This window comes from Neisseria sp. HMSC078C12, from assembly GCF_001838065.1.
Taxonomy (GTDB): domain Bacteria; phylum Pseudomonadota; class Gammaproteobacteria; order Burkholderiales; family Neisseriaceae; genus Neisseria.
The window spans coordinates 301,318-327,819 of the sequence record NZ_KV835584.1 but is presented as its reverse complement, the minus strand read 5'-3'; the positions used below and the strand labels follow the sequence as shown (position 1 = coordinate 327,819).

The following is a 26,502-nucleotide window of genomic DNA, read 5'->3' as shown; positions in this document are numbered from 1 at the left end:
AATGTGGTCTTGGGACATCATCCTTGCCCTGCTCGCCGTCGGCAGTGCGGCGGGCTTTATTGCCGGACTGTTCGGCGTAGGCGGTGGCACGCTGATTGTCCCCGTTGTCTTATGGACATTGCAACTGCAAGGCATAGGCGGCCACCCCTATGCCCAGCATCTTGCCATCGGCACTTCCTTTGCCGTAATGGTGTTTACCACCTTCTCCAGTATGTACGCCCAACATAAAAAGCACGCCATCGATTGGGAGACCGTCCGCCGGATGACGCCGGGCATGATATTTGGCGTACTCCTCGGCTCAGTAACGGCAAAATATATGCCGACGCTGGCTTTACAGGTTTTCTTTATTGCATTTCTTGCCTTTATCGCACTCAAAACCCTACGTGATTCCAAACCCACACCTTCACGCACCCTGCCCGCCCTCCCCGGCCTGACAGCCGCGGGCACGCTTTTTGGTGCGGCTTCAAGCTGGGTCGGTATCGGTGGCGGTTCGCTATCCGTTCCATTTCTGCTGTATTGCAACTTTCCGGCGCACCGCGCCATCGGCACATCTTCAGGCCTGGCGTGGCCGATTGCAGTTGCCGGCACCATCGGCTATTTTGCCAACGGTTTGCCTATTGCCAACCTGCCTGAAGGTGCGGCAGGCTTTATCTATCTTCCGGCCGTAGCCATTTTGAGCATTGCCACTATCCTCTTTGCACCGCTCGGCGTTAAAACGGCGCACAAGCTGCCCGCCCGAAAACTCAAAATCGCTTTCGGCATCATGTTGCTGCTGATTGCCGCCAAAATGACTTGGAATTTGATACATTAAATCTTTTTTGTGAAAAGGCCGTCTGAAACTCTTTCAGACGGCCTTTTTCATGACAATAAAAACAAACTAAATAAAACCTTTTTCCCTACCCGATTTGCCCCATCGCAAAGACGGCCAAGCGCCATATCGCCCATCCTGCCACCAGCAATCCGGCGCACAAACGAACCATGCGTTTTTGCAAAAAGGTTTTCAACTGCGCTGCAAATATGCCCATCGCGAGCAGGTTCGGCAAGGTCCCCAACGCAAACGCCAGCATATACAGCCCGCCGTGCAAGGCATTGCCGCTGCCTAATGCATACAAAGACGCACTGTATACCAAACCGCAAGGCAGCCAGCCCCAAAGCACGCCCACGCCGAAACAGGCAGGCACTGATTTAATCGGCAGCAATTTGTTCAGCAACGGATTCAGGCGTTTCCATATCGGTTTGCCAATGCGTTCGATTTTGGTTGCGGCAGTCGAAATACCGGCAAGATACAGACCAAGCAAAAGTAGCAAGACATTGGCGGCAATATACAAACCGTTTTGAACCGCACGCGTATCGTCCAAGGAAATGCCGACCTGCCCGACCAACCCGACCAGAAGACCAATGACGACATAGCTGCTGATGCGCCCCAAGTTCAACAATACAATCAGCCCGATTCGGTTTAAATGTGGCGGCAGCTGCAAAGCGAATGCGCTGCTCAATCCGCCGCACATGCCGACGCAATGCGTTCCGCCAAAAAAGCCGAGCAAAAAAAGCGTAAGAAATGTGATTTCTTGATTCATGATTTTTAATGATTCAAACGAATGGATGAGGCCGTCTGAAACTTTTCAGACGGCCTTGAGAATGAAGGACAGGCTTTTCCGCCCACCCTCTTCACGCTTTAGAAAAGCAATTAACTGCGTGCGCGTACATCAAATGCCTGACGCAAACCTTCGCCGATCATAACCAGCAAAAGCAGCATCACTGTCAGCGTAGCAACGGCAGACAGACCGATCCACCATGCGTCCAAGTTGTCTTTGCCTTGCGCCAGCAACTCGCCCAAGCTCGCCTGTGAGGCAGGTACGCCCAAGCCCAAGAAGTCCAAGCTGGTCAGGGCAAGTACGGCACCAGAAATACGGAAAGGCAAAAAGGCCAATACCGGCGTCAAGCTGTTGGGCAGGATATGGCGCCACATGATTTCACGGTTGCTCACGCCCATCGCGCGCGCCGCCAAAACGTAATCGGTCTGACGGTTTTTCAAAAACTCGGCGCGGACATAGTCGGACAAGCCCATCCAGCCGAAAAGCGACAGCAACACCAGCAAAATCAACAGCCCCGGATTAAAGAACGAAGACAGGATGATCAGGAGGTACAACTCCGGCATACCGCCCCAAACCTCAATAAAACGCTGCATCAAAAGGTCGGTTTTGCCACCGAAATAACCCTGCACCGCGCCTGCAACCACGCCGATTACAGTAGTCACCACGGTCAACACCAAGGCAAACAGCAGCGAATCGCGGAAACCGTAAACCAAGCGCGCCAACAAGTCGCGGCCGCGGTCGTCCGTTCCCAAGATATGCCGTTCGGACGGTTTGGCAGGATCGGGGGCCGTATCGAAATCATTCAAGGTATCGGCATCGTAAGGATTGGGCAGATACAGGGCAAAATTGCCGTCTGAAGTGATGTTGTGGCGGATAAGCGGATCCAAATAATCCGCAGGCGTATCGAAATCGCCGCCAAATGCGGTTTCGTTGTATTCAGTTACCAAAGGGAAGAAATACTCGCCCTGATAACGTATCCACAAAGGTTTGTCGTTGCTCCACAAAGGCGCAAGCAAGGTAACGACAAACAAAACGGCCAAAATCCGCAAAGCCAGCCAACCGCGCTTATGTTGCTTAAATGCCTGCCAAGTAGGGTTTGAAGTAGATTTTTTCTTTTTCATGGTTCGAAACATTCTTTAATAATGGATTGAAGATATTTTCAGACGGCCTTATTTCTGTCCGCCAAAGTGAATGCGCGGATCGACCCATGAATAAGAAATATCCGACACTAATTTAGCCAACAACCCCATCAGCGTGAACACATACAGCGTGCCCATTACGACAGGATAATCGCGTTTCATCACTGCCTCGTAAGACAGCAAACCCAAGCCGTCCAGCGAAAACAGCGTTTCAATCAACAGGCTGCCGGTAAAGAATGCGCCGATAAATGCGGCCGGGAAACCGGTAATCAGAGGAATCATGGCGTTGCGGAAAATATGTTTCCACAAAATCTGTTTCTCAGGCAAGCCCTTGGCCCGTGCGGTATAAACATATTGGCGGCGGATTTCTTCAAGGAACACGTTTTTCGTCAATACGGTCATCACCGCCAAGTTACCTGCCACCGAAGCGGTAATCGGCAAGGCCATATGCCACAGATAATCTTTGACTTTACCGGCCCAAGAGAGCGTATCGAAATCATCGCCGACCAAACCGCCCTGCGGGAACCAGGCAAAAAAGCTGCCGCCGCCAAACAACACCAGCAACACCAAGCCCAAGACAAACGGCGGTACGGTATAGCCGACCAAAATGATCATACCCGTAATCGTATCGAAACGGCTGCCATCCCTGACCGCCTTGGCAATACCCAACGGAATACATATCAAATAAGTTAGGAAAAACGTCCACAAACCCAAACTCATCGATACCGGCATTTTCTCTTTCACCAATTCAAACACAGTTTGGTGATGGAAAAAGCTCTCGCCCAAATCGAAACGGGCGAATTTCCATACCATATCGGCAAAACGCGTCAAAGGCGGCTTGTCGAAACCGTATAAAGCATTCAGCGCGGCCAAATCTTCCGCACTGATGCGGTTGCCGTTTTTGGCCAAAGTTCCGGGCATACTGTGTCCCGCCGTCTCGCCGCCAACCGCGCCCTGCGTCAGCTGCTGAACCATCTGCTCCACCGGGCCGCCGGGAACAAACTGAATCACGGCGAAAGTAATCGCCAAAATCCCCAACAGCGTGGGAATCAAAAGGAGCAAACGATGAAAGATATAACGCCACATGGTTAAGTGTTCCTCTATTTTTTTGATTTGAAGGCCGTCTGAAACCGCTTGCTTCAGACGGCGTTATCGTAACGGATTAATAAGCGTTTGGACGATGATTTACTTCTCCAAAGCCTCCAGCAATTTTTTCTCAATCAAATCCGCGTCAAAGGATTTAGCAATCAGCTCGAAGCGCGAGTCGCGGCGCCATGAAACTTGGTTTGCGCCCCATTGTCCGTCCACCCAGTTGAGCCATACCCAAGTACCGAGCACTTGGAACACGCCTTTGGCACGAACGAGGCCGTCTGTCAATTTAGGCAGGTCGTTGAAGAAATCGGTCAATTTTTCGCCATCGAAATCGCGTCCGTCGGGGAATGTGAAACCTTGAGACTGGAAGCCCATGGTGTTATCCGGCAGAGCTTTGAGGCGGTAGCGCGATTTTTCGACCACGGGAATATCAAGCCACTGGATGTCGAGTTGCGCATTTTGGACTTCAACCACTTTGGCTTTGGGCGGGAACAGTTTGGCCGCTTTGTCATGAAATTCGGCAAGCTGTTCAGGGGTGCATAAATCAGTTTTGCTGGCAACCAATACGTCGCAAATGCCGATTTGGTCTTTATACAAGGCCTGTTGCGCGTAATCGGGATTAATAAACTGACGCGGATCGACGACGGTAAAGACCGCGCCGATTTCCAGCATGCTGTCGAGCGGTTTGGCTTTCAGTTCGTCAATAACGCTGGCGGCGTGCGCCAGGCCGCTGGCTTCAATCATCAAGCGGTCGGGTTGGGCATCGCGCAGCATTTTTTGTACGGTCGTCCCCATTTGCGCGCCCGCGGTACAGCACAAACAGCCGCCGGCAATTTCGGCCACGGGAATGCCGTTGTCGCTCAAGACAGCGCCGTCAATGCCGATTTCTCCAAATTCGTTGACAATGATGACCCATTTTTCGTTTGGGTCTTTTTGCGCCATCAGACTTTTGAGTGCGGTGGTTTTACCTGTTCCGAGAAAGCCTGAAATCAGGTGGACTTTGGTCTTTTTTACTTCTGACATTTTTTACAAATTCCTGTTAAAACAACATGTTCTTCTTTTAATGAGAAACCGGTTTCAGCCACGCCTGCACGCAAGGCCGCCCATTCTTGGCTCAAGGTCTGCTCATCCGCCGTACCGCATTCGGTGCAGACCAAAATAAACGCGCTGTGGTGCGCTTCTGTTTCTTCGTGGTCGTGGCAATGGTCGTTGCACTCGTGCTGCGCGTGGCTGCACAAAATATAGCCGTTGACCGCCGCCACTTTGTGCAAAACGCCCTGTTCCGCCCAAAAATCAAGGGCGCGGTAGGCCGTTGGCGGCGCAACCACGCCCTCGCTTTGCTGCTGCATCTGCGACAGAACGTTGTAGGCTTTAATCACGCCGCTTTGTTTCAAAACAATATCAAGCACTTGCTCGCGCAATGCGGTTACCTGCACGCCATCGCGCTGCGCTTGTTCTAAGATTTTTTGTTTGATTGCGTTCATAACTGAAACAGCCTTTCAGACGGCCTTGTTAATAAAAAATTACATTATAACGTGTTTGTTCAATTTCAGATAACAAAGAGGCCGTCTGAAACGTTCAGACGGCCTGATGCCTATCACTTAAACCAAGATTTAATTTTTCCAAACAAAGACATGCTTTGTTTTTCAAACGTTTCTTCCTTCGCCGGGGCAGGCGCGTCGCGGTAAACTTTCATGCCTGCAAAGGTCTGGGCAATCGGCATGATTTCGATGGAATTGACGTTCATCCGCGCCGGACGCTGATAGAGCCACAAAGCGGTATCGGCAATATCTTGCGGCTGGATAAACTCGACATTCTCATAAACCTCGGCCGCACGCTGGTCGTCACCTTTGAAACGGACGTTGGAAAACTCGGTATCGCCGCACAAGCCCGGTTCGATATTGGTAATGCGGATGTTTTTGTCTGCCAATTCGGCGCGCAGGTTCATGCTGAATTGGCGCACAAAAGCCTTGGTCGCACCATAGACATTACTGCCGGGATAAGCATAACTGCCGGCAATCGAACCCAAATTGATGATGTAGCCCTGTTTGCGCGCGACCATTTGCGGCAAAATCTGACGGGTCAGAAAAGTCAGGCCGATGATATTGGTTTGAATCATGGTTGCCCAATCGCCAAAATCGGCTTTATCGGCAGTATCCAAACCCAAAGCCAAACCGGCGTTGTTGATCAGGCAATCGATTTCGGACAAATGCTCGGGCAGGCTGTTCAAAGCGTTTTGAATTGACTCCGTACGCGAAACATCCATTTCCAAAGGGTAAAACTGCTCGCCCAATTCCTCTGCCAACTGCTGCAATTTGTCTTCGCGCCGTGCCGCGCCGATGACATGATAGCCTGCTGCAACAAAGGTGCGGCACATTGCCGCGCCGAATCCCGCCGATGCCCCGGTAATCAAAATTGCCATATCGTTTCCTTTCTGTACTCGTTTCAGACTTGGGTTTAAGGTATGATAACGCCTTATCAGACGGCCTGAAATTCGGCCGACCGATTCTAAATTTAACGATAATCATATCATTACAATAGGACACACTCCATATGAAAACCCGTTTTCTCCCTGTCGCTTTGGCGGCAGTGGCGCTTACCCTGACCGCCTGCGGCGGCAGCGGCGCACCTTCCCAGCCTAAAGGCCCGATTTCCGAAGACCGTACGGCCGCGTTCAAATCCATGATGCCCGAGTTTACCCGCATGGGCAAAATGGTCAAAGACGAAGAGCCTTATGACGTAGAAAAATTCAAACAAGCCGCCGCAACCTTCGCTGAAAACAGCAAAAAACCGTTCACCCTGTTTGAATCCGACCCTCAAGGCAACGGCCGCGCCCTGCCTGCCATCTGGACAGACAAGGCAACCTTCAAAGCCGAAGAAGAAAAATTTGCCGCTGCAGTTGAGAAACTCAACGCCGCCGCACAAACCGGCAAATTAGAAGAAATCAAAGCCGCTTACGGCGAAACCGGTGCAAGCTGCAAATCTTGCCACGATACATTCCGCGGTCCGGAATAAGGCTTAAAACAATAAAGGCCGTCTGAAACATCATTTTCAGACGGCCTTTTCCTCAACTGACTTCAAATCTTTCTATATTAACTTTATATTTTGCATTTCATGTTTTTTACCGGTTTCATTTGAAACCGACGGCTCAATTCACATATCGCAATCAAATTTTCCTCTTCCAGCTATTTAAATTCAATTAAATCTCCCTTCTTCTCGACCAACCCAATTCAAATTCAGACCTGCTTTATCTTTTCAACCAGACCAATCATATGCGCTTGGATTATCTTATAAAACAAAATTTTACTTTATTTTTTAAAAAATAAAAACCATTATCAAAATATTTGTAAAGTTTAATAATATGTTATAAAGTAGCGACTTCGTTTCTGAGGTAACTATCATGAATCCGAATTTCAAATTAAATCTACTAACATTATCTTTACTGGCTATAACAAGTATCGCACACGCAGAAGAAGAGGTTTCAACTCAAGAGCTTGATGAAATTCAAGTCAAAGGCAAACACATTGCCAAAGAGAAAAAAGTTTTTACCGAAGGCCAAGCCAAAAGTTCGCGTGAACGCGTTTATCAATCCAGCGAAAACATTGATACCATCGTGCGGAGTATGCCCGGCGTTTTTACCCAACAAGACAAAGGATCGGGGGTATTGGCGGTCAATATCCGTGGCGATAGCGGTTTGGGTCGCGTCAATACGATGGTTGACGGCGTTACCCAAACCTTCTATTCCACTTCCGCCGATGCCGGACGCAGCGGCAGCTCCTCGCAATTCGGTACGGCACTGGATCCCAATTTCATTGCCGGCGTCGATGTAACCAAAGGCAGTTTCTCGGGTGCCAACGGCATCAATACCTTATCCGGTACAGCCAATTTCCGTACTTTGCGGGTAGACGATGTGGTACACGGAAACCATACCTTCGGCCTCTTGACCAAAGGATTGACCGGCACAAACAGCACCAAAAGCAACTTTATGGCAACCGGAGCGGTACAAAAATGGTTTGACAGCGGAGCACGCCTTGGCGCGTTATATGGTTACAGCCACCGTAATGTCGAGCAAAACTATAAAGCGGGCGGCGGCGGTCAGCGTATCGGCAATTTTGGCGAGGAATATCTGGACCGTAAAAAACAAGAATATTTTGAGAGCAACTTATTGAAATTCGACCACGAACAAAATCTCTGGGTTCGCGACTTTTCCAAGCGTAACGCAGTCGGTAAAAGCTATTGGGACTACCCTTTCTCCAAAAAATATAACGATCCTGAGGTTTTGCAAAGAGATTATGTCGATGATTTGGAAAGAAGCTGGAAAGAGAATTTGGCACCGCAATGGGACCTGACTCCAATCGACCCGACCAGCCTGCAACAACGCTCAAACAGCCATTTGGTCAAAGTGGAATACGAAAACGACAACAACAAGCTGGACCTTCAGCTTCGTACCATGAACAACCGTATCGGCAGCCGCAAAGTAGAAAACCGCAACTACCAAGCCAATTACAATTTAAACATTGGCGATTATGTCGATTTAAACGTGTTGGCCGCCCATAACCTGGGCAAACAAAAATATCCGAAAAACTCACGTTTTTCAGGATGGGGGCTGCTGGATTATTTGGAAACCAAAAACACAGCCAATCTTTTGGATATCAACAACAGCTTTTCTTTCAAACTTCCCCAAAAAACAGATTTAAAAGCTACCGTCGGTTTCAATTTCTTTAAAAACCAATACAGTAAAAACCGCTTTCCGGAAGAGCTGAGCCTGTTTTACGACGGCCCCGATCAAGATGCCGGTCTGTACAGCTTTTTAGGCCGCTTCAAAGGCGACAAAGGAATATTTCCTCAAAAATCAACGATATTGCAACCATCAGGCCAGCAAAAATTCAATACTTTCTATTTTGATACTTCCTTGAAAAAAGGCATTTATCAATTGAATTACAGCGCCAATATGGTCAACTACCGCTACAAAGGCGAATATACCGACTACTTCAATACCCAAGAAGACTTTAAAAAAGCATTTGGAGAAGATTCTGAAATTTATAAACAGCATTGCACGCCAAGCTGCGACCTTTACGAACCGGTTTATACCAAATCCGGTAAAAAGCATGCAGTAAACCATTCGGTGGCATTAAACATCAATGTCAACGACTACTTTATGCCGTTTATCAGCTATTCGCGCACGCATAGAATGCCGAATATTCAAGAAATGTATTTTTCACAAATCGGCGACTCGGGTGTCAATACCGCCCTCAAGCCGGAACAGGCCAACACTTACCAAATAGGCTTCAATACCTTCAAAAAAGGGATTTTCAAGCCGGACGATGTATTGGGTTTCAAACTGGTCGCCTATCGCAGCAGGATCAACAACTATATCCACAATGTTTATGGCAAATGGTGGGATTTGGATAAAGCACCCAGCTGGGTAACCAGTACCGGCCTGCAATACTCTATCCAGCATCGAAACTATGCCAAACCTGTCCATAAAAATGGTTTGGAAGTGGAAATGAACTATGATTTCGGCCGCTTTTTTACCACTCTGTCTTACGCCTATCAAAAAACCAACCAGCCGACCAATTATAGCGATGCCAGCGAATCTCCCCGTAATTCTTCTAAGGAAGACCAAATCAAACAAGGCTACGGCTTAAGCAAAATTTCCCGCCTGCCCCGAGATTACGGTCGGTTTGAATTGGGCTCACGCTGGTTGGGCAACAAATTGACCATCGGCGGCATTATGCGCTATTACGGCAAAAGTACACGGGCAACGACTGAGGAAGAGTTTGTTGACGGGACAACCGGTGCCAATACCTACTCTTCACACCAAATGGGCAGAAGGGTGATCAAAAAAACAGAAAGCATCAACAGACAGCCGCTGATTTTTGATTTCTATGCCAATTACGAACCGAAGAAAAACCTTATCCTTCGTTTCGACATTCAAAATGCGTTCAATAAGCGCTATATCGATCCTTTGGATGCCGCAAACGATGCTGCAACCCAGCGCTATTTCAGCGTATTTGAAAGAAAAGGCGGTTTGGATGATGAAGAGGTCGAATGTGATGCCAACGGTTTATGCAACGGCAAATATGGCGGCACGACACGCTCCGTCTTGAACAACTACGCACGAGGCAGGACTTTGCTGTTTACCATCAGTTATAAGTTCTAAACCTATCTCTATCTATCAGCATTCTTGATACAACACTGACTCAAAAGCCGACAAACACAATGTTTGCCGGCTTTTTTCAATATATCCTCAAAATTTTCTTCATCTATACACAATAAAAAACCTGCCCTTGCGGACAGGTTTTCAATGATGACGGATTACAGGCCGCTCAGACGGGCAGTATCGTGTGCAATCATCAATTCTTCGTTGGTAGGAATCACAACGGCAACAGCTTTGCTGTCGGCAGTGGTAATCACACCGGCATTACCGAAGCGGGCTTTCAGGTTGGCTTCTTGGTCAATGTGCAGACCGAGGAAGCCCAAGTAGCCCAATACGCGTTCGCGGATGATGTCGGAGTTTTCGCCGATACCGCCGGTGAAGACCAATGCATCCAAACCGCCTGCCGCTACTGTCATGCTGCCGATGTATTTAGCCAAGCGGTAGATGAACATTTCCAAAGCCAGTTTGGCGCCCGGATGACCTTTGGCAGCTTCTTCTTCGATGGTACGGCAGTCGTTGGACAAACCGGAAATACCGAGCAAGCCGGATTTTTTGTTCAGCATTTCGGTAATTTGGGAAATGGTCATGTTGGCGTTTTCAGCCAAGAAACTGAAAACGGCAGGGTCGATATCGCCGCTGCGGGTACCCATTACCAAACCTTCCAGCGGAGTCAGACCCATGCTGGTGTCTTGAGATTGGCCGTTGGCAACGGCGGTAATGGATGCGCCGTTACCCAAGTGGGCAATAACCATGCGCAGGTCTTTTTTGTCTTTGCCGAGGAAGCGTGCGGTTTCGTCGGCAACGAAGCGGTAGCTGGTACCGTGCGCGCCGTAGCGGCGCAAGCCGTATTTTTCATACAATTCATGTGGAACAGCGTATTTGTAAGCGTGTTCAGGCATGGTTTGATGGAAGGCGGTATCGAATACGACAACGTTCGGCAGACCTTTGAAAATGGTCTGTGCGGCACGCAGGCCCAAAAGGTGGGCAGGGTTGTGCAAAGGAGCGAGCGGAATGCATTTTTCAATACCGGCAATGACTTCGTCGTCAACCAAAATAGATTCTTTGTACAATTCGCCACCGCTGACGACACGGTGGCCGATGGCGCCGATACGGCTGTCGAGGTCATGCGTTTTCAGTTCTTCCATCAGGGCTTCAACAGCACCGGTATGGTCAGGTTTGGCAGAAAGATCGACTTTGCGTTTTTCACCGTTGAATTTGAAGGTAATGAAGGCATCAGGCAGATTGAGTTTTTCTGCCAGGCAGCTCAGCAATACTTCGCCGCTGTCGTTGTCCAATACGGCACCTTTGAGGGAAGAGCTGCCGCAGTTCAAAACCAAGATTAATTTTTGTGTCATTTTATGCTCCTTGAGGTTTCAGACGGCATTTTTGTCGGGACCTTACTGCGGCTCCGGCTATGTTGCACCCCTTGTGGGACGTAGTGGGTAGCGGTCTGAACAGATTAACAAAGTAAACGCCGTATTCTAACAAAAAATGTAATCGGCTGCTTGACTTAATATTTGATGTAAAATGGACGGAATTTTATTTTAGGCCGTCTGAAAAATGACGGCGGTTTTGAAGAATTTTCAATATGCATTATTTCAGTATCCACACTCAAGACGGCGAGCATGCCGGATTTTTTATTATGTTGGCAGACGATGAGTCGCAAAATCCGCCGCAAAGCGGACGCTTCGCAATCAAGCTGCAAAGTGAAGACGCAGCCGCAGCGGCGGTATTGTCGCCTTTCGAGCAAACCGATATTCCGCAATACTGGCGCGTGGTTAAAGACCGTATCGAATTGTTTTTTGACGATAAAAACATCGGCGCGCTGCGCAACGAATACCTGACCGTCAGCGGCAAAACCTTTATCCTGACCGATTTGACCGGAGCGATGTAATGGAAAGTATGTTTATCCTTGTCCCCATCAGCATTATTTTGGCCTTTATCATCGGCTGGTTTTTCTGGTGGTCGGGTAAAAACGGACAGTTTGACGACCTTGAAGGACCTGCACACCGCATTTTGATGGACGACGACTCCACTGAAAAACTGATCGAAAAAGACGAAAACAAAGAATCCGAACAATGAGCCTTAAAAAAGACAATCTGAATTTCCACACAACCCGCCGTTTTGCGCCGCTCTTTGGGACGCAGTTTTTGGGCGCGTTTAACGATAATGTGTTCAAAACCGCATTATTCGTGATGATCAGTTTTTACGGTTTGGGCAAAAACGACTTTCTGCCATCCAGCCAAATGCTGAACTTGGGCGCGATGCTGTTTATCCTGCCCTATTTCCTGTTTTCCGCGCTTTCAGGGCAACTGAGCAACAAATTCGACAAAGCCGTTTTGGCGCGCTGGATCAAGCTGTTGGAAATCATCATTATGGCAGTGGCGGCATATGGCTTCTACATCCAATCCGCGCCTTTGCTTTTAATCTGCCTGTTTTGCATGGGCACGCAATCAACCTTGTTCGGCCCGCTGAAATACGCCATTTTGCCCGATTACCTCAACGACAAAGAGCTGATTATGGGCAACAGCCTGATTGAATCGGGTACGTTTATTGCCATCTTGCTCGGCCAGATTTTGGGCACCGCAGTCGCAGGCGTTCCGCCGTATATTGTTGGCGGTTTGGTGTTATTGGTCGCCATCGGCGGCACGATGACCAGCCTGTTTATGCCGTCTGTAGCCGCTAAAATTCCGGACACAAAAATCGAATGGAACATCATCAAAGGCACGAATTCGCTGATTCGTGAAGCGGTGGCCGACCGCCCTGTATTCACCTCCATTATCGGTATTTCATGGTTTTGGTTTGTCGGCTCGGTTTATACCACCCAACTGCCGACGTTCACGCAAATCCATTTGGGCGGCAACGATAATGTGTTCAACCTGATGTTGGCGCTGTTCTCCATCGGCATCGCCATCGGCTCGGTGTTATGCGCCAAACTCAGCCATGAGCGACTGATTTTGGGCTTGGTCACCATCGGCACTCTGGGGCTGACGGTCTGTGGATTATTGTTGGTGTGGCTGACCCACGGCCAACGCTTTACCGAATTAAACGGCATTATTTGGTTCTTATCGCAAGCCAAGGCGTATCCGATTATGCTCGTCATGTCGGCCATCGGCTTTTTCGGCGGCTTTTTCTCCGTACCACTCTACACTTGGCTGCAAACCGCCAGCAGCGAAACCTTCCGTGCCCACGCTGTCGCCGCCAACAACATCATCAACGGCGTGTTTATGGTGTCGGCTGCTATTTTGAGCGTGGTTTTGCTGATGTTGTTCGACAGCATCACGCTGCTGTATTTGATTGTTGCCGTGGGTAATCTTCCGTTGATTGTTTACCTCATCAAACGGGAACCGAAATTTATCGGGGATTTGACTGCTTTGTTGAAAATCAGCAAATAAGGCCGTCTGAAATGTATCCCCACCATGCACATTTTCACTGTTCAATCTCGTGGACAGCTTGTGCATAAATCAGATTACTGTCTGATTTAACATTAAAAAACAAGGCTGCCTAAATTTTAAGCATTAATTTACCGTCAAACAAAATGCACATTTTCCCCAAACAAGCGTGTGCAAAGGCTGTGAATAAGTCGGCTTAATAATTGATATTTCAAAGTAAAACGAAATTTGGTCAATTTTTAGGCAGCTTATTAAAGGCCGTCTGAAAACTTTTTCAGACGGCCTGAGCGTATAATAACCACCTACCTTATAGTTCCCAAACGATATGATTTATCCATGGCATGAAACCCAATGGCAACAGCTCGCCGCCCATTGGCAAAACCGTCCCAACGCCTGGCTGTTTACCGGCAAAGAAAATACCGGCAAAACCGAGTTTGCCCGCTTTGTCGCGCAGGCATTGCTGTGCGAATCGCCCAAGTCCGGTCATGAACCCTGCGGCGAGTGCGCTTCGTGCCATTTGTTCAGCCAAAACACGCATCCTGACTTTTACGAACTCACGCCGGAAATTCCCGAAGGCGAGGCAATAGGACGCAAACTCCTGCAAATCAAAATCGATGCCGTGCGCGATATTGTGGAAAACATTTACCTGACCGCTGTCCGAGGCGGCCTGCGCGTGGTATTGGTACATCCGGCGGAAAGCATGAATACACAGGCGGCAAACGGTTTGTTAAAAGCTTTGGAAGAGCCGCCGCAACACGTTGTTTTCCTGCTCGTTACCCACGCGCGCGACAAACTCCTGCCCACCATCAAGAGCCGTTGCCGCCAGATGGTGCTACCCTCGCCGACCCATGAGCAGGCTGCGGCATATCTGCGTCAACAGGGCGTGGAAAATGCCGAAGCCTTGTTGGCATTCCACAGCGGCGCGCCTTTATTCACACTTGCTCCCGAATTGGATGCATTACGCGAAGAGTTGCTGACGCTGCTGGCCGCCCCGCGCCTGTTGGCCATACTCGACTACGCTGCTGCGTTCGACAAACAAAAACAACCGCTGGCCGTTTTCATCGACTGGATGCAAAAGTGGCTGACGGATGTCGGCTTGGCACAACAAAGCATGGCGCCGCTTTATTATCCGCACCATGCCCAAGCCCTGCTTCAGACGGCCTCTAAAACCGATTCACGCAGGCTGTTTGCCCTATTGGGCCGTCTGAACGCGCTCAACCCTTACGGATACCATACCTTGAGTGTTAAAATGCAACTTGAGTATCTGCTTATCGAATATTTAGATTTTTGGCAAAACAAACCCTAACAGGTAATAAATGATGAATAAAAAAGACATTCCGGCGAAGATGTTGGCTTTGCAACTTAAAGACCCCAATCTACTGTACAACTGCTATATGCCGTTTTTAGAACACGGCGGCCTGTTCGTGCCGACCGATGACGTATTTTCCCTAGGCGAAGACATTCTCTTGGCCGTAGAAATCGCCGACTATCCCAAACGCTTCCTGCCAACCAAAGTCGTTTGGATCAATCCGGCGCGCACCTCGGCCCACCGCCCCAAAGGCGTAGGCCTTGCCTTTTCCGAACACGAAAGCTGCCAGCAGGCAAAAAACCTGATCGAAGCCGAGCTCGGTCCGCGCCTGCGCAGCGACCGCACTACTTTTACCCTGTAATACCATGCATTTAATCGATTCACATTGCCATCTCAACTTTGACGGCCTAAAAGACCGCCTACCCGAAGTCTTTGCCAATATGGAAGCGCAAAGCGTCAAACAGGCGCTTGCCATCAGCGTCAGCAAACAAAGTTTTGTCGAAGTCTTCGACATTGCCCAGGCGCACGACCACATCTACTGCACCATCGGCATACATCCCGACAGCCAAGAAGCGGAGGAATTTACCGTTGCCGAAATGGTAGAAGCGGCCAAACATCCCAAAATCGTCGGCATCGGCGAAACCGGTTTGGACTATTACTGGTGCAAAGGCGATTTGTCATGGCAGCATCAACGCTTTGCCGACCACATCCAAGCCGCCAACGAAAGCGGCCTGCCCGTTATCGTCCACACGCGCGATGCGGCCGAAGACACGTTGCGGATTTTGAAAGAGTGCCATACCAACTCCGGCGTGATTCACTGTTTCTCCGAAGACGTCGCCTTTGCCAAAGCCGCTTTAGATTTGGGCTTATACATTTCCTTCTCCGGCATTGTGACGTTTAAAAACGCGCCGCTGATTCAGGAAGCCGCAAAATACGTCCCAGCCGATAGAATCTTGGTAGAGACCGATGCCCCCTTCCTCGCGCCGGTTCCGAAACGCGGCAAACAAAACGAGCCGTCCTACGTCCGCTATACAGCCGAATTCGTAGCCAATCTGCGCGGCGAGAGCTTGGAAACATTGGCACAAAACACCAGCGACAATTTCTATCGCCTGTTTAAGAAAGTACCCGACAGCCGTCTGAACAACGGCTAGTTCTAAGGCTTTCTACCATTGGTTCTGCCTCAAACATAGCGGCAAACTCGAAATGGCTCAAGACAGAAACGATAACGAAATCGACTTGTGCCATCTTCCGGACGGCCGTGCCTTCGAAGAATGGGAATATTCCCATCAACACAATAAATAGGTTTAAATTCAAAATATTGCTTTCCTAAGCCCAGCAAAGCTCAAGGCCGTCTGAAAGTATTTTCAGACGGCCTCTTGCTTATTTTACCGATAGGATGTAAAACCTATCCTTCGAAATAAACGGTTCATCGAAACCGTACATCAATCGACACAATATGGACACAAACTCCGAAATGCACACCCATTCTAATTTTTACGCCATGTTGACTGCAGCCTGCCAAAAAAACGGTAAAGGCACAGTCATTTTCAACGACAAAGAAAAAATCAGCTATTCCTCCCTCAAACACGAAGTAGAAACCGTCGCCGCCTATCTGCAACACGAAGGCGTACAATATAGCGACAAGGTCGCCCTTGTCGTTTCCAACTCTCCCGAATTTATTGCCGCCTATTTCGCCATTACTTCCATCGGTGCGGTAGCCGTCCCACTCAACGTCTTTTTGAAAAGCGAAGAATTTTCCTACATCCTCAATGACTGCGACGCACGCTTTATGTTCGCCTCCGCGCCGTTGGCCAAAGAACTCAAAAACATCAAAGCCAAAACCAAAGTCCGTAAAATCATCTGGATTGGCGAAACCAAAGCCGCCAGTGGCGAAGACAGCTATTTCGATGCCGCACGCACATTCCCCGGCAAGCCGAATCTGAGCCGTCAGCCGTCTGTCAACGATTTGGCGCACATTATCTACACCTCCGGTACAACCGGCCATCCCAAAGGCGCATTAATCAGTTACAGCAACCTGTTTTCCAACCTCTCGGGCATTGAACAAATTTTCCAAATTTCAAGCAAAGACCGCTTTGTCGTCTTCTTGCCCATGTTCCACAGCTTTACGCTGACCGCCATGGTTTTGCTGCCGATATATCAAGCCTGCTCGATTATTTTGGTTAAATCCGTCTTCCCGTTCTCCAACGTGTTGAAACAGGTTTTGCTCAAACGCGCTACCATTTTCCTCGGCGTACCGGCTATTTACACTGCCATGAGCAAAGCCAAAATTCCTTGGTATTTCAGATGGTTCAACCGCGTCCGTCTGTTTATCAGCGGCGGCGCGCCTTTGGCCGGACAAACCATTGACGACTTCAAAGCCAAATTTCCGCGCGCCAAATTACTGGAAGGCTACGGCTTGAGTGAATGCTCGCCCGTCGTGGCCGTCAATACGCCCGAACGCCAAAAAACCGCCAGCGTCGGCGTCGCTCTGCCCGGCCTGACCGTGAAAGCCGTCGATGACGAATTGATCGAAGTGCCGCGCGGTGAAGTGGGCGAACTCATCATCAAAGGCGGCTCGGTTATGCAAGGCTACCTCAATATGCCTGACGCCACTGATGAAACCATTGTCAACGGTTGGCTGAAAACCGGCGACTTCGTCACCATAGACGAAGACGGCTTTATCTTCATCGTCGACCGCAAAAAAGACCTGATTATCTCCAAAGGCCAAAACGTCTATCCGCGCGAAATCGAAGAAGCCATCTACAAACTCGAAGCCGTGGAAGCCGCCGCTGTCATCGGTGTGAAAGACCAATACGCCGATGAAGAAATCATTGCCTTTATCCAACTCAAAGAAGGCATGAAACTGGAAGAAGCCGAAGTCCGCAGCCACCTGCGCGGCCTGCTGGCAAACTTTAAAATCCCCAAACAAATCATCTTCCAAGACGAGCTGCCGCGCAATGCCACCGGCAAAGTGTTAAAACGCAAACTCAAAGAACAGTTTCAAGACTAAACCGCTGTTTCAGACGGCCTCTTGATTCATGCAGGCCGTCTGAAAACAACCTGTATTCCACAAACCTTTTCAGACGGCCACGACCATGACGACACCTATACTCGAAATCGAAAACCTAAACGGCTCCTTTCCGAGCAAGCAAGTCCTGCACAATATCAACCTGACCTTGCAACCCGGCCGCAAGCTGGCATTGGTCGGTGAGAGCGGCAGCGGCAAAACCGTATTGTCGCAAGGCATTATGCGCCTCAACCCGATGGTTAGCTTTGAAGGCCGTCTGAAATATTGCGGAACCGATCTGCTGACCCAGCCCGAACGCGCCCTGCAAAAACTGCGCGGCCGCGAAATCGGCATGGTATTTCAAGAACCCATGACCGCCCTCAACCCCGTGATGCGCGTCGGCGAACAAATCGCCGAAGTCCTGTCCCTGCATTTGGGTTTGGATAAAAAACAGGCATGGGCGCGCGCTATCGAACTCCTAGACGAAACCGGCATCCACCAGCCCGAGCAAAAAGCCCAGGCCTATCCTTTCCAACTTTCCGGCGGCCAACGCCAACGCGCCATGATTGCCATGGCCGTATCCGCCCAACCCAAGCTCCTGATTGCCGACGAACCGACCACTGCTTTGGACGTTGCCGTCCAAGCCCAAATTCTCGACCTGCTCTCGCGCCTGCAGGAAGACCACGGCATGACCATGCTCTACATTACGCACGACTTAAACCTCGTGCACCGTTTTGCCGACGACATCGCCGTTATGCGTAACGGCCGCATCCTCGAAACCGGCAAAGCCGCCGAAGTCTTCGCCAATCCGCAACACGAATACACCAAAATGCTGCTCAATGCCGGCACAACACGCCGCGTCGCCCCCTTGCCTGAAAACCCGGCCACCGTACTTAAGGCCGAACACATCGCCTTTTCCGTCAAAGAATCGGACGGTTGGTTTAAAAAACGCGACAAAACTATCCTCAACCCCATTTCTTTCGACCTCAAATCCGGCGAAACCTTAGGCATCATCGGCGAAAGTGGCTGCGGCAAAACCACGCTGGCAAAAGCCGTTATGCACCTTATCGATTCCGAAGGCAGCCTGCACATCAACGGCGAGCTATGGCGACACGAATTACGCCGCGAAATCCAAATGGTGTTCCAAGACCCGTTCGGCGCATTCAATCCGCGCATGAATGTCTTTGATACCGTTTCCGAAGCCTTACGCGTGCACGAACCTGAAATGCCGCGTGAAGAAATGCGCCGCCGCGTTCAAGAAGTCCTCAAACAAGTCGGCCTGCCCGAAGACGCACTCGAACGCTATCCGCACGCATTCTCCGGAGGCCAGCGCCAACGCCTCGCCATCGCTCGTGCCATCATTGTCCGCCCGAAAATCCTCGTATTGGACGAACCAACCAGCGCGCTTGACGTCCAATGGCAACAACAAATCCTTGAATTGCTCAGCGGCCTGCAAAAAGAATACGGCCTCGCCTTCATCATCATCAGCCACGACCTCGCCGTGATCCGCGCCATTTCACACCGCGTGATGGTGTTGAAAGACGGCAAAATCGTTGAAGAAGGCGAATGTGAAAACGTATTTGCCAATCCAAGCAGCGACTATACGCGCCATTTGATTGCACACTCCGGCCACATGGTTCAAGAGGCCGTCTGAATCTTTAAGGATTACGATAGACGCATTTCAAAAAAACTATTACCTAGTGGCGGCACTTGAAATTTTCCCTGTCTGCCACTATTCTGAACAACATCTTTATTAATCCCGATTCAAAAGGAAATAACATGAGCAGCGAATTGATTATCCACGCCAGCGATGCCAGCTTCGAACAAGACGTTTTGAAATCCGACGTACCTGTATTGCTGGACTTCTGGGCACCATGGTGCGGCCCTTGCAAAATGATTGCCCCAATCTTGGACGATATCGCCTCCGAATTCCAAGGACGTCTGAAAGTCGTTAAAATCAACATCGACGACAATGAAGCTACTCCTGCCAAATTCGGCGTTCGCGGCATCCCTACCCTGATGGTGTTCAAAAACGGCGAAAACGTTGCAACTAAAGTCGGCGCATTGGCTAAAGGTCAACTGACTGCATTCGTTGAAGCTTCTATCGCTTAAGACTTTAAGCATATAAAAAGGCCGTCTGAAACTTATTTTCAGACGGCCTTTTTTGTATTCATTAAGCAGCCAAGGGTTTCAAAGTCAGGCTGATATTGTCAGCTTTCACTTTAAACAGCAAATCAATATTCGGATGCTTACCCGGATTGGCTTCGGCATCGGCAACATGTTCGGCAAACCATGCCAGGCCGCGTTCTGCTGCCGCTGCGTCCAGCTTGCCGTCAAACTCTTGCGCCAAAGCATGATAAAGCTTAAGCGAGCCTTGTTTGCCGGGCGCATTGGGAATGTGATGAACCACATTGCCCTCTTTATCGAGAATATCCAAGCCGCTCAAATGGTCGATGGCAGGCATGGCGGCCAGATTATCTTGGAAGCTCATGATTGTCCTTTCTGATGTGGGTTTTAAAGCAAACCATATAACAAGGCCGTCTGAAAGTTAATGTTTGACACTTTTCAGACGGCCTTAAACATTTCAATTAACGTGTACCGAAAATCTTATCGCCGGCATCGCCCAAGCCTGGGATGATGTAGCCGTGTTCGTTCAAGTGGCTGTCGAGCGCGGCAGTGTAGATGGTTACATCAGGATGCGCGTCATTGACGGCTTTCACGCCTTCCGGAGCGGCAACCAATACCAATGCTTTGATATTGCTGCAGCCTTTGGCTTTCAGCAAGTCGATGGTCGCAACCATAGAGCCACCGGTCGCCAACATCGGGTCGATAATCAGGGCAGGACGCTCGGCCATGCTGTCAACGAATTTTTCAAAGTAAGAAACCGGTTTCAGCGTTTCTTCATCGCGCTGCAAGCCGACAACGCTGATTTTAGCGGTAGGAATCAGGTCGAGTACGCCGTCGAGCATACCCAAACCGGCACGCAAAATAGGGACAACGGTCAAGGTTTTGCCTTTGATACGGTCGCCTTCGATGGAGCCACACCAACCGTCGATGATGTATTTTTCGGTTTCAAAGTCGCGGCTGGCTTCGTATGCCATCAGGCGTGCCAGCTCGGTAGTGAGCGTGCGGAATTTGTAGGTGCTGCATTCAGCCTCGCGCATCAAAGTCAGTTTGTGGCGGACGAGGGGATGATTGATGACGGTAACGTTCATTTTCTGTATTTCCGAGTTTCGTTGACGGAGTGAATTATACTTTTTTTCACGAATGGCGGAAAGGGTATGTTTTGTACGAAAGGCCGTCTGAATCAGGGTTTCAGACGGCCTTTGTCAACAATTTCACATTACGGAATATTGTAGATGATTAAGCTTTCAGCAATTCTTGCAGTTCGCCGGCTTCGTACATTTCCATCAAAATGTCAGAACCGCCGACAAATTCGCCGTTGACGTACAGTTGAGGAATAGTCGGCCAGTCGCTGTATTCTTTAATGCCTTGGCGTACGGCATCGTTTTCCAATACGTTGACAGTCACATAGTCGGTGCAACCTGCCGCATTCAGGATTTGTACGGCACGGGAAGAGAAGCCGCATTGTGGGAACTGCTTCGTACCTTTCATGAACAATACGACACGGTGGGTGGTTACGACTTCTTTGATTTGATCGTGGATAGAGGACATATGTGTTCCTTTTACTAAATCGGTTGTTCGGGGAAAATCAAATTTCCCGCCATTATACGCAAATTGATGGAATTTAGGGGCGTTTCTCAACATCGGATCTGACCGTTGCCGTTGATATAGAATTTGGTCGAAGTCAGCGCTTCCAAACCCATCGGGCCGCGAGCGTGCATTTTTTGGGTGGAAATACCGATTTCCGCGCCCAATCCGAAAACAAAGCCGTCGGTAAACCGAGTGGACGCATTGACATAAACCGCCGCCGCATCAATGCTTTCTTGGAAAAACTCGGCATGGGCAATGCTTTGGGTCACAATCGCTTCCGAGTGATGCGTCGTGTGGCCGTTAATCCAATCGACGGCTTCTTCCACTGTTTTCACTATTTTGACCGACATAATATAGTCAAGAAACTCGGTGCTGTAATCTTCCTCGGTTGCCAAAACAGCATTTTTAAACATACGCAATGCTTCCTGATCGGCTCTAAATTCGACCGGATGCACTTTGGCAACGGCTTCTTCCAGTTTGGGCAAAAACGCTTCCGCTATCTTTTCGTGGACAACCAAAGATTCAGCGGCATTACACACGCTCGGACGTTGCGTTTTGGCGTTCACAACGATATCGACCGCCATCTCCAAATCGGCACTGTCGTCCACATAAATATGGCAATTACCGACCCCGGTTTCAATGACGGGAACTTTCGATTTCTCTTTCACCGTCTGAATCAAGCGCGCGCCGCCGCGCGGAATCAGTACATCAATATAATCGACTGCCTGCATCAATTCCTCGGCAGCGGCATGACTGGTATCTTCGACCAGCTGCACCACATCGGCATCCATTCCCGCTTTTACCAAAGTCTGCCTGATGACGGCAATCAATGCGGTATTGGAATGGATGGCATCGCGACCGCCACGCAAAATAATGGCATTGCCGGTTTTAAAGGCCAGAGAAAACGCATCGACCGAAACATTCGGGCGGCTTTCAAAAATCATGGCGACCACACCCAAAGGCACGCGTTTTTGAACAATCTTCAAACCGTCCAAATTGGTATAACCGCGGACAACTTGCCCAATCGGGTCCTGTAAATCGGCAACCTGCCCAACGCCTTCCGCAATGCCTTTGATGCGTTCGTGATTTAAGCGCAGCCTGTCGAGCATAATGTCCGAAATGCCGTTTTCTTTTGCAGCGGCCAAATCGCGGGCATTTTCCGCCAAAATCATCCCAGCCTGTTCAACCAACGCCGCCGCAACCTGACGCAGCAGATTGTTTTTTTCTACGCTCCCCAAGCTGATTAACGTTTTACTGGCTTTTTGAGCATTCTTGCCCAACTGTTCGATATAGCTCATCAAACCTCCCTATTTCTCTTGTGCAAACCACGTTCCGATAGGCGCGCCATCTAAAACCTGAAGGATATCGCGCGGATTGGCGCTGTTCATCAATACCATCTGGCCATGATGTTCAAACATCATCTGCGCACTCTTAATTTTACTGAGCATGCCACCCGTACCAAACTTACTGCCCGATCCGCCGGCAGAAGCAATAATTTCTTCGGTAATATCGGCCACATGGCTGCGCAGCTTGGCATCGGCGTGAACAGCCGGATTTTTATCAAACAAACCGTCAATATCGGACAACATAATCAGCAAATCGGCTTTAACAATTTTCGCCACAACTGCCGACAAACGGTCGTTATCACCAAACTTGGTCGCATGATCCATCTCGTCCACGCTGACCGCATCGTTCTCATTGACAATGGGGATAACGCCGATGGAAAGCAGGGATTCAAAAGCATTGGTAACGTTTGCCAAACTTTCCGGATATTCGACCACATCACGCGTCAGCAGGATTTGCGATACCGTCATCCGATAATGGGAAAAAATCTGCGAGTAAAGGCTCATCATGGCCACTTGGCCGACGCTTGAAACAGCCTGCTGCTGCGCCATTTCCACCGGACGTTTTTCCATGTTGAGGACATTCAGCCCAAAACCCATCGCGCCGGAAGACACCAGCACAATTTCTTTGCCCTTACTGACCAGGCTGGAAATGACAAAGGCCAGTTGGTCGATTTTTGCCAAATTGATTTTGCCGTTTGGCAACACCAAAGAACTGGTTCCAATCTTAATGACAATGCGTTTTACTGCTTCAAAATCTCGTTTCATTATTCTCCTCTGCTTTCTATTTTTATGATTGCACGCGGCATTATTTCAGCCAAGCTAATCTACATCATAACTGCGAAGCAATAGAAAATACAGACAAAATTAAAAAGTGCCTCCTTCAAAAGCCATATTTTCAGCTTTTACACGAATCCGTTAACAATAAAACAAAAGGCCGTCTGAAACCCTATTTCAGGTTTCAGACGGCCTTTTACTGATTATTGAAACTTTAGCCTGCAAAGATAAATACAGACCGTTCCCTACAAACGCTTATTGATGGTCGGAAATAATTTTCAACATTTGCGCCAATACTTTAGGATTGGCTGCAACGATGTCGCCGCTTTCCAACCAGCCTTCATCGCCGGACATATCGGTAACGATACCGCCTGCTTCTTGGACAATCAATGCACCGGCGGCAATATCCCAAGGTTTGAGGTTGAACTCAAAGAAACCGTCCAAACGGCCGGCCGCAACGGCACACAAATCCAAAGAAGCCGCGCCTTCACGACGGCCGCCGGCAGTTTTTGCCAAGAAATCTTTCAAAATTGCCAGATACTTGTCCATCATGCTTTGATCGACAACAGGGAAGCCGGTGCCGATCAGGCAGCGGTTCAATTCGATGCGGTTGGAAACGCGGATGCGGCGGTCGTTGAGCAACGCGCCTTTGCCGCGGGAAGCCATATATACGTCGTTGCGTTCAGGTGCATACACTAAAGCTTCTTGCAACACGCCTTTGTGCAGGAGTGCCATAGAGATGGCGTATTGAGGATGGCCGTGGAGAAAGTTGGTTGTGCCGTCGAGCGGGTCGATAATCCATTCGTACTCGGCGGTGGCTTTACCGTGGGAGCCGCCTTCTTCGCAAGTGATTTTGTGGTGAGGATAGGCTTCTTTGAGCGCTTCCACCAAAATCATCTCGGAGCTGCGGTCAACATCGGAAACGAAGTCGTTGAATGCTTTGCTGTCTACTTTGACGGCATCCAGATTGCCGGCGGCGCGAATCATCATTTGCCCTGCTTTACGGGCGGCTTTGAAAGCGGTATTTAAAAACGGATTCATGGTTTTCTTCCTAATTCAGGTAAAATACGCCCTAATGCGCCGAACAAGGCACACAAGAGGCTGTTAATCGTTTCCGATGCTGTTAAAGAACATTTCAGACGGCATGGAAAAAGGCCGTCTGAAAACAAAAAGATGGCGCATTATACCTGATTCCCGTACAAACAGAAAACAAAACATGACTTCCGAAAAACCCGCCCTGCCCGCTTATCTGGACAACATCCGCATCATCCTCACGCGCACCAGCCATCCTGCCAATATCGGTTCCGCCGCGCGCGCCATGAAAACAATGGGCCTGCACAAACTAACCATCGTCGCCCCCAATCTGATGGCAACGCTGATGACGGGAAATCCGCCCGTGTTCGATCCGGAGCATCCGCAATCGTTTAAATTACCGGAAGAAAGCTTTATCCTCGCATCCGGCGCGGCAGACGTTTTGGAAAATGCCACCATTGCCGCTTCTTTGGACGAAGCCCTTGCCGACACCACCATCGCCTGCGCCCTAACCAGCCGCCGCCGCGAAATCACCGCGCCGCTGCAAACCCCGCGCGATTTGGTGCCCGAATTACTACAGGCCGCCAACCGCGGCGAGAAAGTGGCGCTGGTTTTCGGCAACGAGACTTTCGGTTTGAGCATCGAAGAAGTCCAATCCTGCAACCGACTGATGACCATCAACGGCAATCCCGACTATTTCTCACTCAACCTCGCCCAAGCAGTGCAGGTTGTATGCTACGAAATCTTCAGCCAAACCGATTCGCCCATGACCCACCTGCAACAGGAAGACCACGCCGCAACCCACGAGCAAATCAAAGGCATGGTCGCCCACATGGAAAGCGTGATGAACGACATCGGCTTTTTCAACCGCCGCAACGGCGAGCGCCTGATGCGCCGTATGCAGAGCCTGTTCGGACGCGCCAACACGCAAACCGAAGACATCGATATCCTGCGCGGTTTTTTCAATACCGTCAGCCACCGTATCCATAAAAAAGACTGATTAAGGCCGTCTGAAACGTTACAAACTTTTCAGACGGCATGACTGATATTCGGATAAGCATGAATTACGCCCTAGACGCATTATGGTGGAAACTCACCAGCCAACCCGTCCGCGCCCTTGCCTCGCTGCTGACTGCGCCGCCTTTGTGGCAAAGCGGTTACGAATTGAGTGTGCGCGAACTACTGGGGGAACACGGGTTCCGTTATCTTTTGGCATTGGACGCTGATCCCGCACCGCTGATGGATCACCTTGCCCAACGCGCCCCATTCGGCCACCGTCTCGGTATTTATGCCGAAGAGCTGTTGGCTTTTTGGTTTGCCAACGCGCCACACGCCGAACTGCACGCCTACAATCTGCCCGTTTTTTCAGACGGCCAAACTTTGGGGGCTGCGGATTTTGTCGTTTCCCTCAACCAACAGCCCTACCATATCGAGCTGGCGTGTAAATACTACGGCGGAGACCAAGCGCAAAACCTGCGCAGCCTCAATCCTAAAGACACGCTGACGGACAAAGCTGCCAAACTGGTGCAGCAATCCCAGCTGCTGCATACGCCGCAAGGAAAAGCGACCTTAACCGCACAAGACCTGCCGGAAAATCTGCTTCCTGCTTCCATCGTGCGCGGCATCGGATTTTTTCCACACGGTTTCCATGCTTTTGAGCCGCCGCTTAACCCATACGGCTGGCGCGGCGTCTATATTCAAGATTGGGCGGAATACGGGTTTGAACGCCAAGAAGCTCGCTATCACCTGCTCGACCGCATGGCCTACCTCGCACCTGCGCGTGTCGCCGAAACCGAAACATTGAACGAAACCGAAATCCGCCGTATCGAGCAAGGCTTGATTGCCGTTTTGGAATTACGGCCGGACGGCTTTTGGCACGAAATCGAACGCATCATGAAGGCCGTCTGAAACCATTTACCAACTTTAAGAGAACCCATTACAT

28 protein-coding genes are annotated in these 26,502 nt (G+C 49.8%); 15 read left to right on the top strand and 13 right to left on the bottom strand.

The genetic code is table 11. The features are described 5' to 3' along the window. Position 1: 1 nt before the first annotated feature. A complete protein-coding gene (locus HMPREF2596_RS03095) occupies positions 2–811 on the top strand; it encodes a sulfite exporter TauE/SafE family protein (protein WP_070849557.1) in 810 nt (269 codons plus the stop codon). Between the two features lie 85 nt (positions 812–896). On the opposite strand, the gene HMPREF2596_RS03090 is transcribed toward HMPREF2596_RS03095, so the two are convergent. The 6 genes from HMPREF2596_RS03090 to HMPREF2596_RS03065 form a co-directional block, all read right to left on the bottom strand. Continuing rightward, on the bottom strand, positions 897–1,577 hold the full coding sequence (locus HMPREF2596_RS03090) for a sulfite exporter TauE/SafE family protein (protein WP_063076441.1): 681 nt from the start codon (positions 1,575–1,577) through the stop codon (positions 897–899). A 110-nt stretch (positions 1,578–1,687) separates the two neighbouring features. Further along, positions 1,688–2,728: an ABC transporter permease gene (locus HMPREF2596_RS03085; protein WP_049323555.1), complete on the bottom strand. Its 1,041-nt coding sequence runs from the start codon at positions 2,726–2,728 to the stop codon at positions 1,688–1,690. A 36-nt stretch (positions 2,729–2,764) separates the two neighbouring features. After that, positions 2,765–3,820 carry an ABC transporter permease subunit gene (locus HMPREF2596_RS03080; RefSeq protein ID WP_003746080.1) on the bottom strand — a complete coding sequence of 352 codons (1,056 nt, stop codon included), beginning with the start codon at positions 3,818–3,820 and terminating at the stop codon, positions 2,765–2,767. 99 nt (positions 3,821–3,919) lie between these two features. Continuing rightward, complete coding sequence (locus HMPREF2596_RS03075) at positions 3,920–4,849, bottom strand: CobW family GTP-binding protein (protein ID WP_070849555.1); 930 nt, start codon at positions 4,847–4,849, stop codon at positions 3,920–3,922. Then, a complete protein-coding gene (locus HMPREF2596_RS03070) occupies positions 4,837–5,310 on the bottom strand; it encodes a Fur family transcriptional regulator (RefSeq protein WP_003746077.1) in 474 nt (157 codons plus the stop codon). Before HMPREF2596_RS03070 ends, HMPREF2596_RS03075 begins: the two co-directional genes overlap by 13 nt. 113 nt (positions 5,311–5,423) lie before the next feature. Beyond that, positions 5,424–6,248 (bottom strand): SDR family oxidoreductase, encoded by an 825-nt coding sequence (locus HMPREF2596_RS03065; RefSeq protein WP_070849553.1) that lies wholly within the window; start codon positions 6,246–6,248, stop codon positions 5,424–5,426. 131 nt (positions 6,249–6,379) lie between these two features. On the opposite strand from HMPREF2596_RS03065, the gene HMPREF2596_RS03060 reads away from it, so the two are divergent. After that, positions 6,380–6,841, top strand: coding sequence for a c-type cytochrome (locus tag HMPREF2596_RS03060; protein ID WP_049333252.1), 462 nt, complete (start codon positions 6,380–6,382; stop codon positions 6,839–6,841). Between the two features lie 385 nt (positions 6,842–7,226). Beyond that, positions 7,227–9,989, top strand: a complete 2,763-nt coding sequence (locus HMPREF2596_RS03055; RefSeq protein ID WP_070849551.1) for a TonB-dependent receptor domain-containing protein — start codon at positions 7,227–7,229, stop codon at positions 9,987–9,989. A gap of 155 nt (positions 9,990–10,144) precedes the next feature. Here the strand turns inward: HMPREF2596_RS03055 and HMPREF2596_RS03050 are convergent, their stop codons facing one another. Continuing rightward, positions 10,145–11,341, bottom strand: coding sequence for an acetate kinase (locus HMPREF2596_RS03050; protein WP_070625816.1), 1,197 nt, complete (start codon positions 11,339–11,341; stop codon positions 10,145–10,147). A 233-nt stretch (positions 11,342–11,574) separates the two neighbouring features. Between HMPREF2596_RS03050 and HMPREF2596_RS03045 the strand changes: the two genes are divergently transcribed. The 10 genes from HMPREF2596_RS03045 to trxA all read left to right on the top strand — a co-directional run bounded on the left by HMPREF2596_RS03045 (position 11,575) and on the right by trxA (position 19,806). Continuing rightward, entirely contained in the window at positions 11,575–11,880 is a 306-nt protein-coding gene (locus HMPREF2596_RS03045) for an HLGFF motif protein (RefSeq protein ID WP_070625817.1), read from the top strand. Continuing rightward, positions 11,880–12,068: a cbb3-type cytochrome oxidase assembly protein CcoS gene (ccoS, locus tag HMPREF2596_RS03040; RefSeq protein ID WP_004520838.1), complete on the top strand. Its 189-nt coding sequence runs from the start codon at positions 11,880–11,882 to the stop codon at positions 12,066–12,068. Before HMPREF2596_RS03045 ends, ccoS begins: the two co-directional genes overlap by 1 nt. Next, positions 12,065–13,381, top strand: a complete 1,317-nt coding sequence (locus HMPREF2596_RS03035; RefSeq protein ID WP_070849549.1) for an MFS transporter — start codon at positions 12,065–12,067, stop codon at positions 13,379–13,381. The genes ccoS and HMPREF2596_RS03035 overlap by 4 nt, the downstream gene beginning before the upstream one ends. A gap of 322 nt (positions 13,382–13,703) precedes the next feature. Continuing rightward, complete coding sequence (locus HMPREF2596_RS03030) at positions 13,704–14,684, top strand: DNA polymerase III subunit delta' (RefSeq protein WP_070849547.1); 981 nt, start codon at positions 13,704–13,706, stop codon at positions 14,682–14,684. Between the two features lie 10 nt (positions 14,685–14,694). Further along, positions 14,695–15,048, top strand: coding sequence for a PilZ domain-containing protein (locus HMPREF2596_RS03025; protein ID WP_003746058.1), 354 nt, complete (start codon positions 14,695–14,697; stop codon positions 15,046–15,048). Between the two features lie 4 nt (positions 15,049–15,052). Then, positions 15,053–15,838 carry a TatD family hydrolase gene (locus HMPREF2596_RS03020; protein ID WP_070849546.1) on the top strand — a complete coding sequence of 262 codons (786 nt, stop codon included), beginning with the start codon at positions 15,053–15,055 and terminating at the stop codon, positions 15,836–15,838. Positions 15,839–15,890: 52 nt separating this feature from the next. Continuing rightward, positions 15,891–15,989 (top strand): DUF333 domain-containing protein, encoded by a 99-nt coding sequence (locus HMPREF2596_RS10890; protein WP_083324975.1) that lies wholly within the window; start codon positions 15,891–15,893, stop codon positions 15,987–15,989. 154 nt (positions 15,990–16,143) lie between these two features. Further along, positions 16,144–17,697, top strand: coding sequence for a fatty acid--CoA ligase (locus HMPREF2596_RS03015; RefSeq protein ID WP_070849545.1), 1,554 nt, complete (start codon positions 16,144–16,146; stop codon positions 17,695–17,697). A gap of 85 nt (positions 17,698–17,782) precedes the next feature. Continuing rightward, a complete protein-coding gene (locus HMPREF2596_RS03010; RefSeq protein WP_070849543.1) occupies positions 17,783–19,348 on the top strand; it encodes an ABC transporter ATP-binding protein in 1,566 nt (521 codons plus the stop codon). Positions 19,349–19,473: 125 nt separating this feature from the next. Beyond that, positions 19,474–19,806 (top strand): thioredoxin TrxA, encoded by a 333-nt coding sequence (trxA, locus tag HMPREF2596_RS03005; RefSeq protein ID WP_003681479.1) that lies wholly within the window; start codon positions 19,474–19,476, stop codon positions 19,804–19,806. A 61-nt stretch (positions 19,807–19,867) separates the two neighbouring features. On the opposite strand, the gene HMPREF2596_RS03000 is transcribed toward trxA, so the two are convergent. From HMPREF2596_RS03000 to HMPREF2596_RS02975, 6 genes are all read right to left on the bottom strand, one after another. Continuing rightward, positions 19,868–20,185 carry a DUF2322 family protein gene (locus tag HMPREF2596_RS03000; protein ID WP_070849542.1) on the bottom strand — a complete coding sequence of 106 codons (318 nt, stop codon included), beginning with the start codon at positions 20,183–20,185 and terminating at the stop codon, positions 19,868–19,870. Between the two features lie 97 nt (positions 20,186–20,282). Next, complete coding sequence (gene upp / locus HMPREF2596_RS02995) at positions 20,283–20,909, bottom strand: uracil phosphoribosyltransferase (protein ID WP_039864255.1); 627 nt, start codon at positions 20,907–20,909, stop codon at positions 20,283–20,285. A 148-nt stretch (positions 20,910–21,057) separates the two neighbouring features. Then, positions 21,058–21,369 (bottom strand): Grx4 family monothiol glutaredoxin, encoded by a 312-nt coding sequence (gene grxD / locus HMPREF2596_RS02990; protein ID WP_003681608.1) that lies wholly within the window; start codon positions 21,367–21,369, stop codon positions 21,058–21,060. A gap of 86 nt (positions 21,370–21,455) precedes the next feature. Continuing rightward, positions 21,456–22,706: a glutamate-5-semialdehyde dehydrogenase gene (locus tag HMPREF2596_RS02985; protein ID WP_070849540.1), complete on the bottom strand. Its 1,251-nt coding sequence runs from the start codon at positions 22,704–22,706 to the stop codon at positions 21,456–21,458. Positions 22,707–22,715: 9 nt separating this feature from the next. Then, a complete protein-coding gene (gene proB / locus HMPREF2596_RS02980; RefSeq protein ID WP_070849538.1) occupies positions 22,716–23,519 on the bottom strand; it encodes a glutamate 5-kinase in 804 nt (267 codons plus the stop codon). Positions 23,520–23,783: 264 nt separating this feature from the next. Further along, a complete protein-coding gene (locus HMPREF2596_RS02975; protein WP_036490235.1) occupies positions 23,784–24,569 on the bottom strand; it encodes an inositol monophosphatase family protein in 786 nt (261 codons plus the stop codon). 175 nt (positions 24,570–24,744) lie between these two features. Between HMPREF2596_RS02975 and HMPREF2596_RS02970 the strand changes: the two genes are divergently transcribed. Further along, positions 24,745–25,560, top strand: a complete 816-nt coding sequence (locus HMPREF2596_RS02970; protein WP_070849602.1) for an RNA methyltransferase — start codon at positions 24,745–24,747, stop codon at positions 25,558–25,560. 59 nt (positions 25,561–25,619) lie between these two features. Continuing rightward, positions 25,620–26,468 carry a DUF1853 family protein gene (locus HMPREF2596_RS02965; protein ID WP_210401058.1) on the top strand — a complete coding sequence of 283 codons (849 nt, stop codon included), beginning with the start codon at positions 25,620–25,622 and terminating at the stop codon, positions 26,466–26,468. Positions 26,469–26,502: the final 34 nt, after the last annotated feature.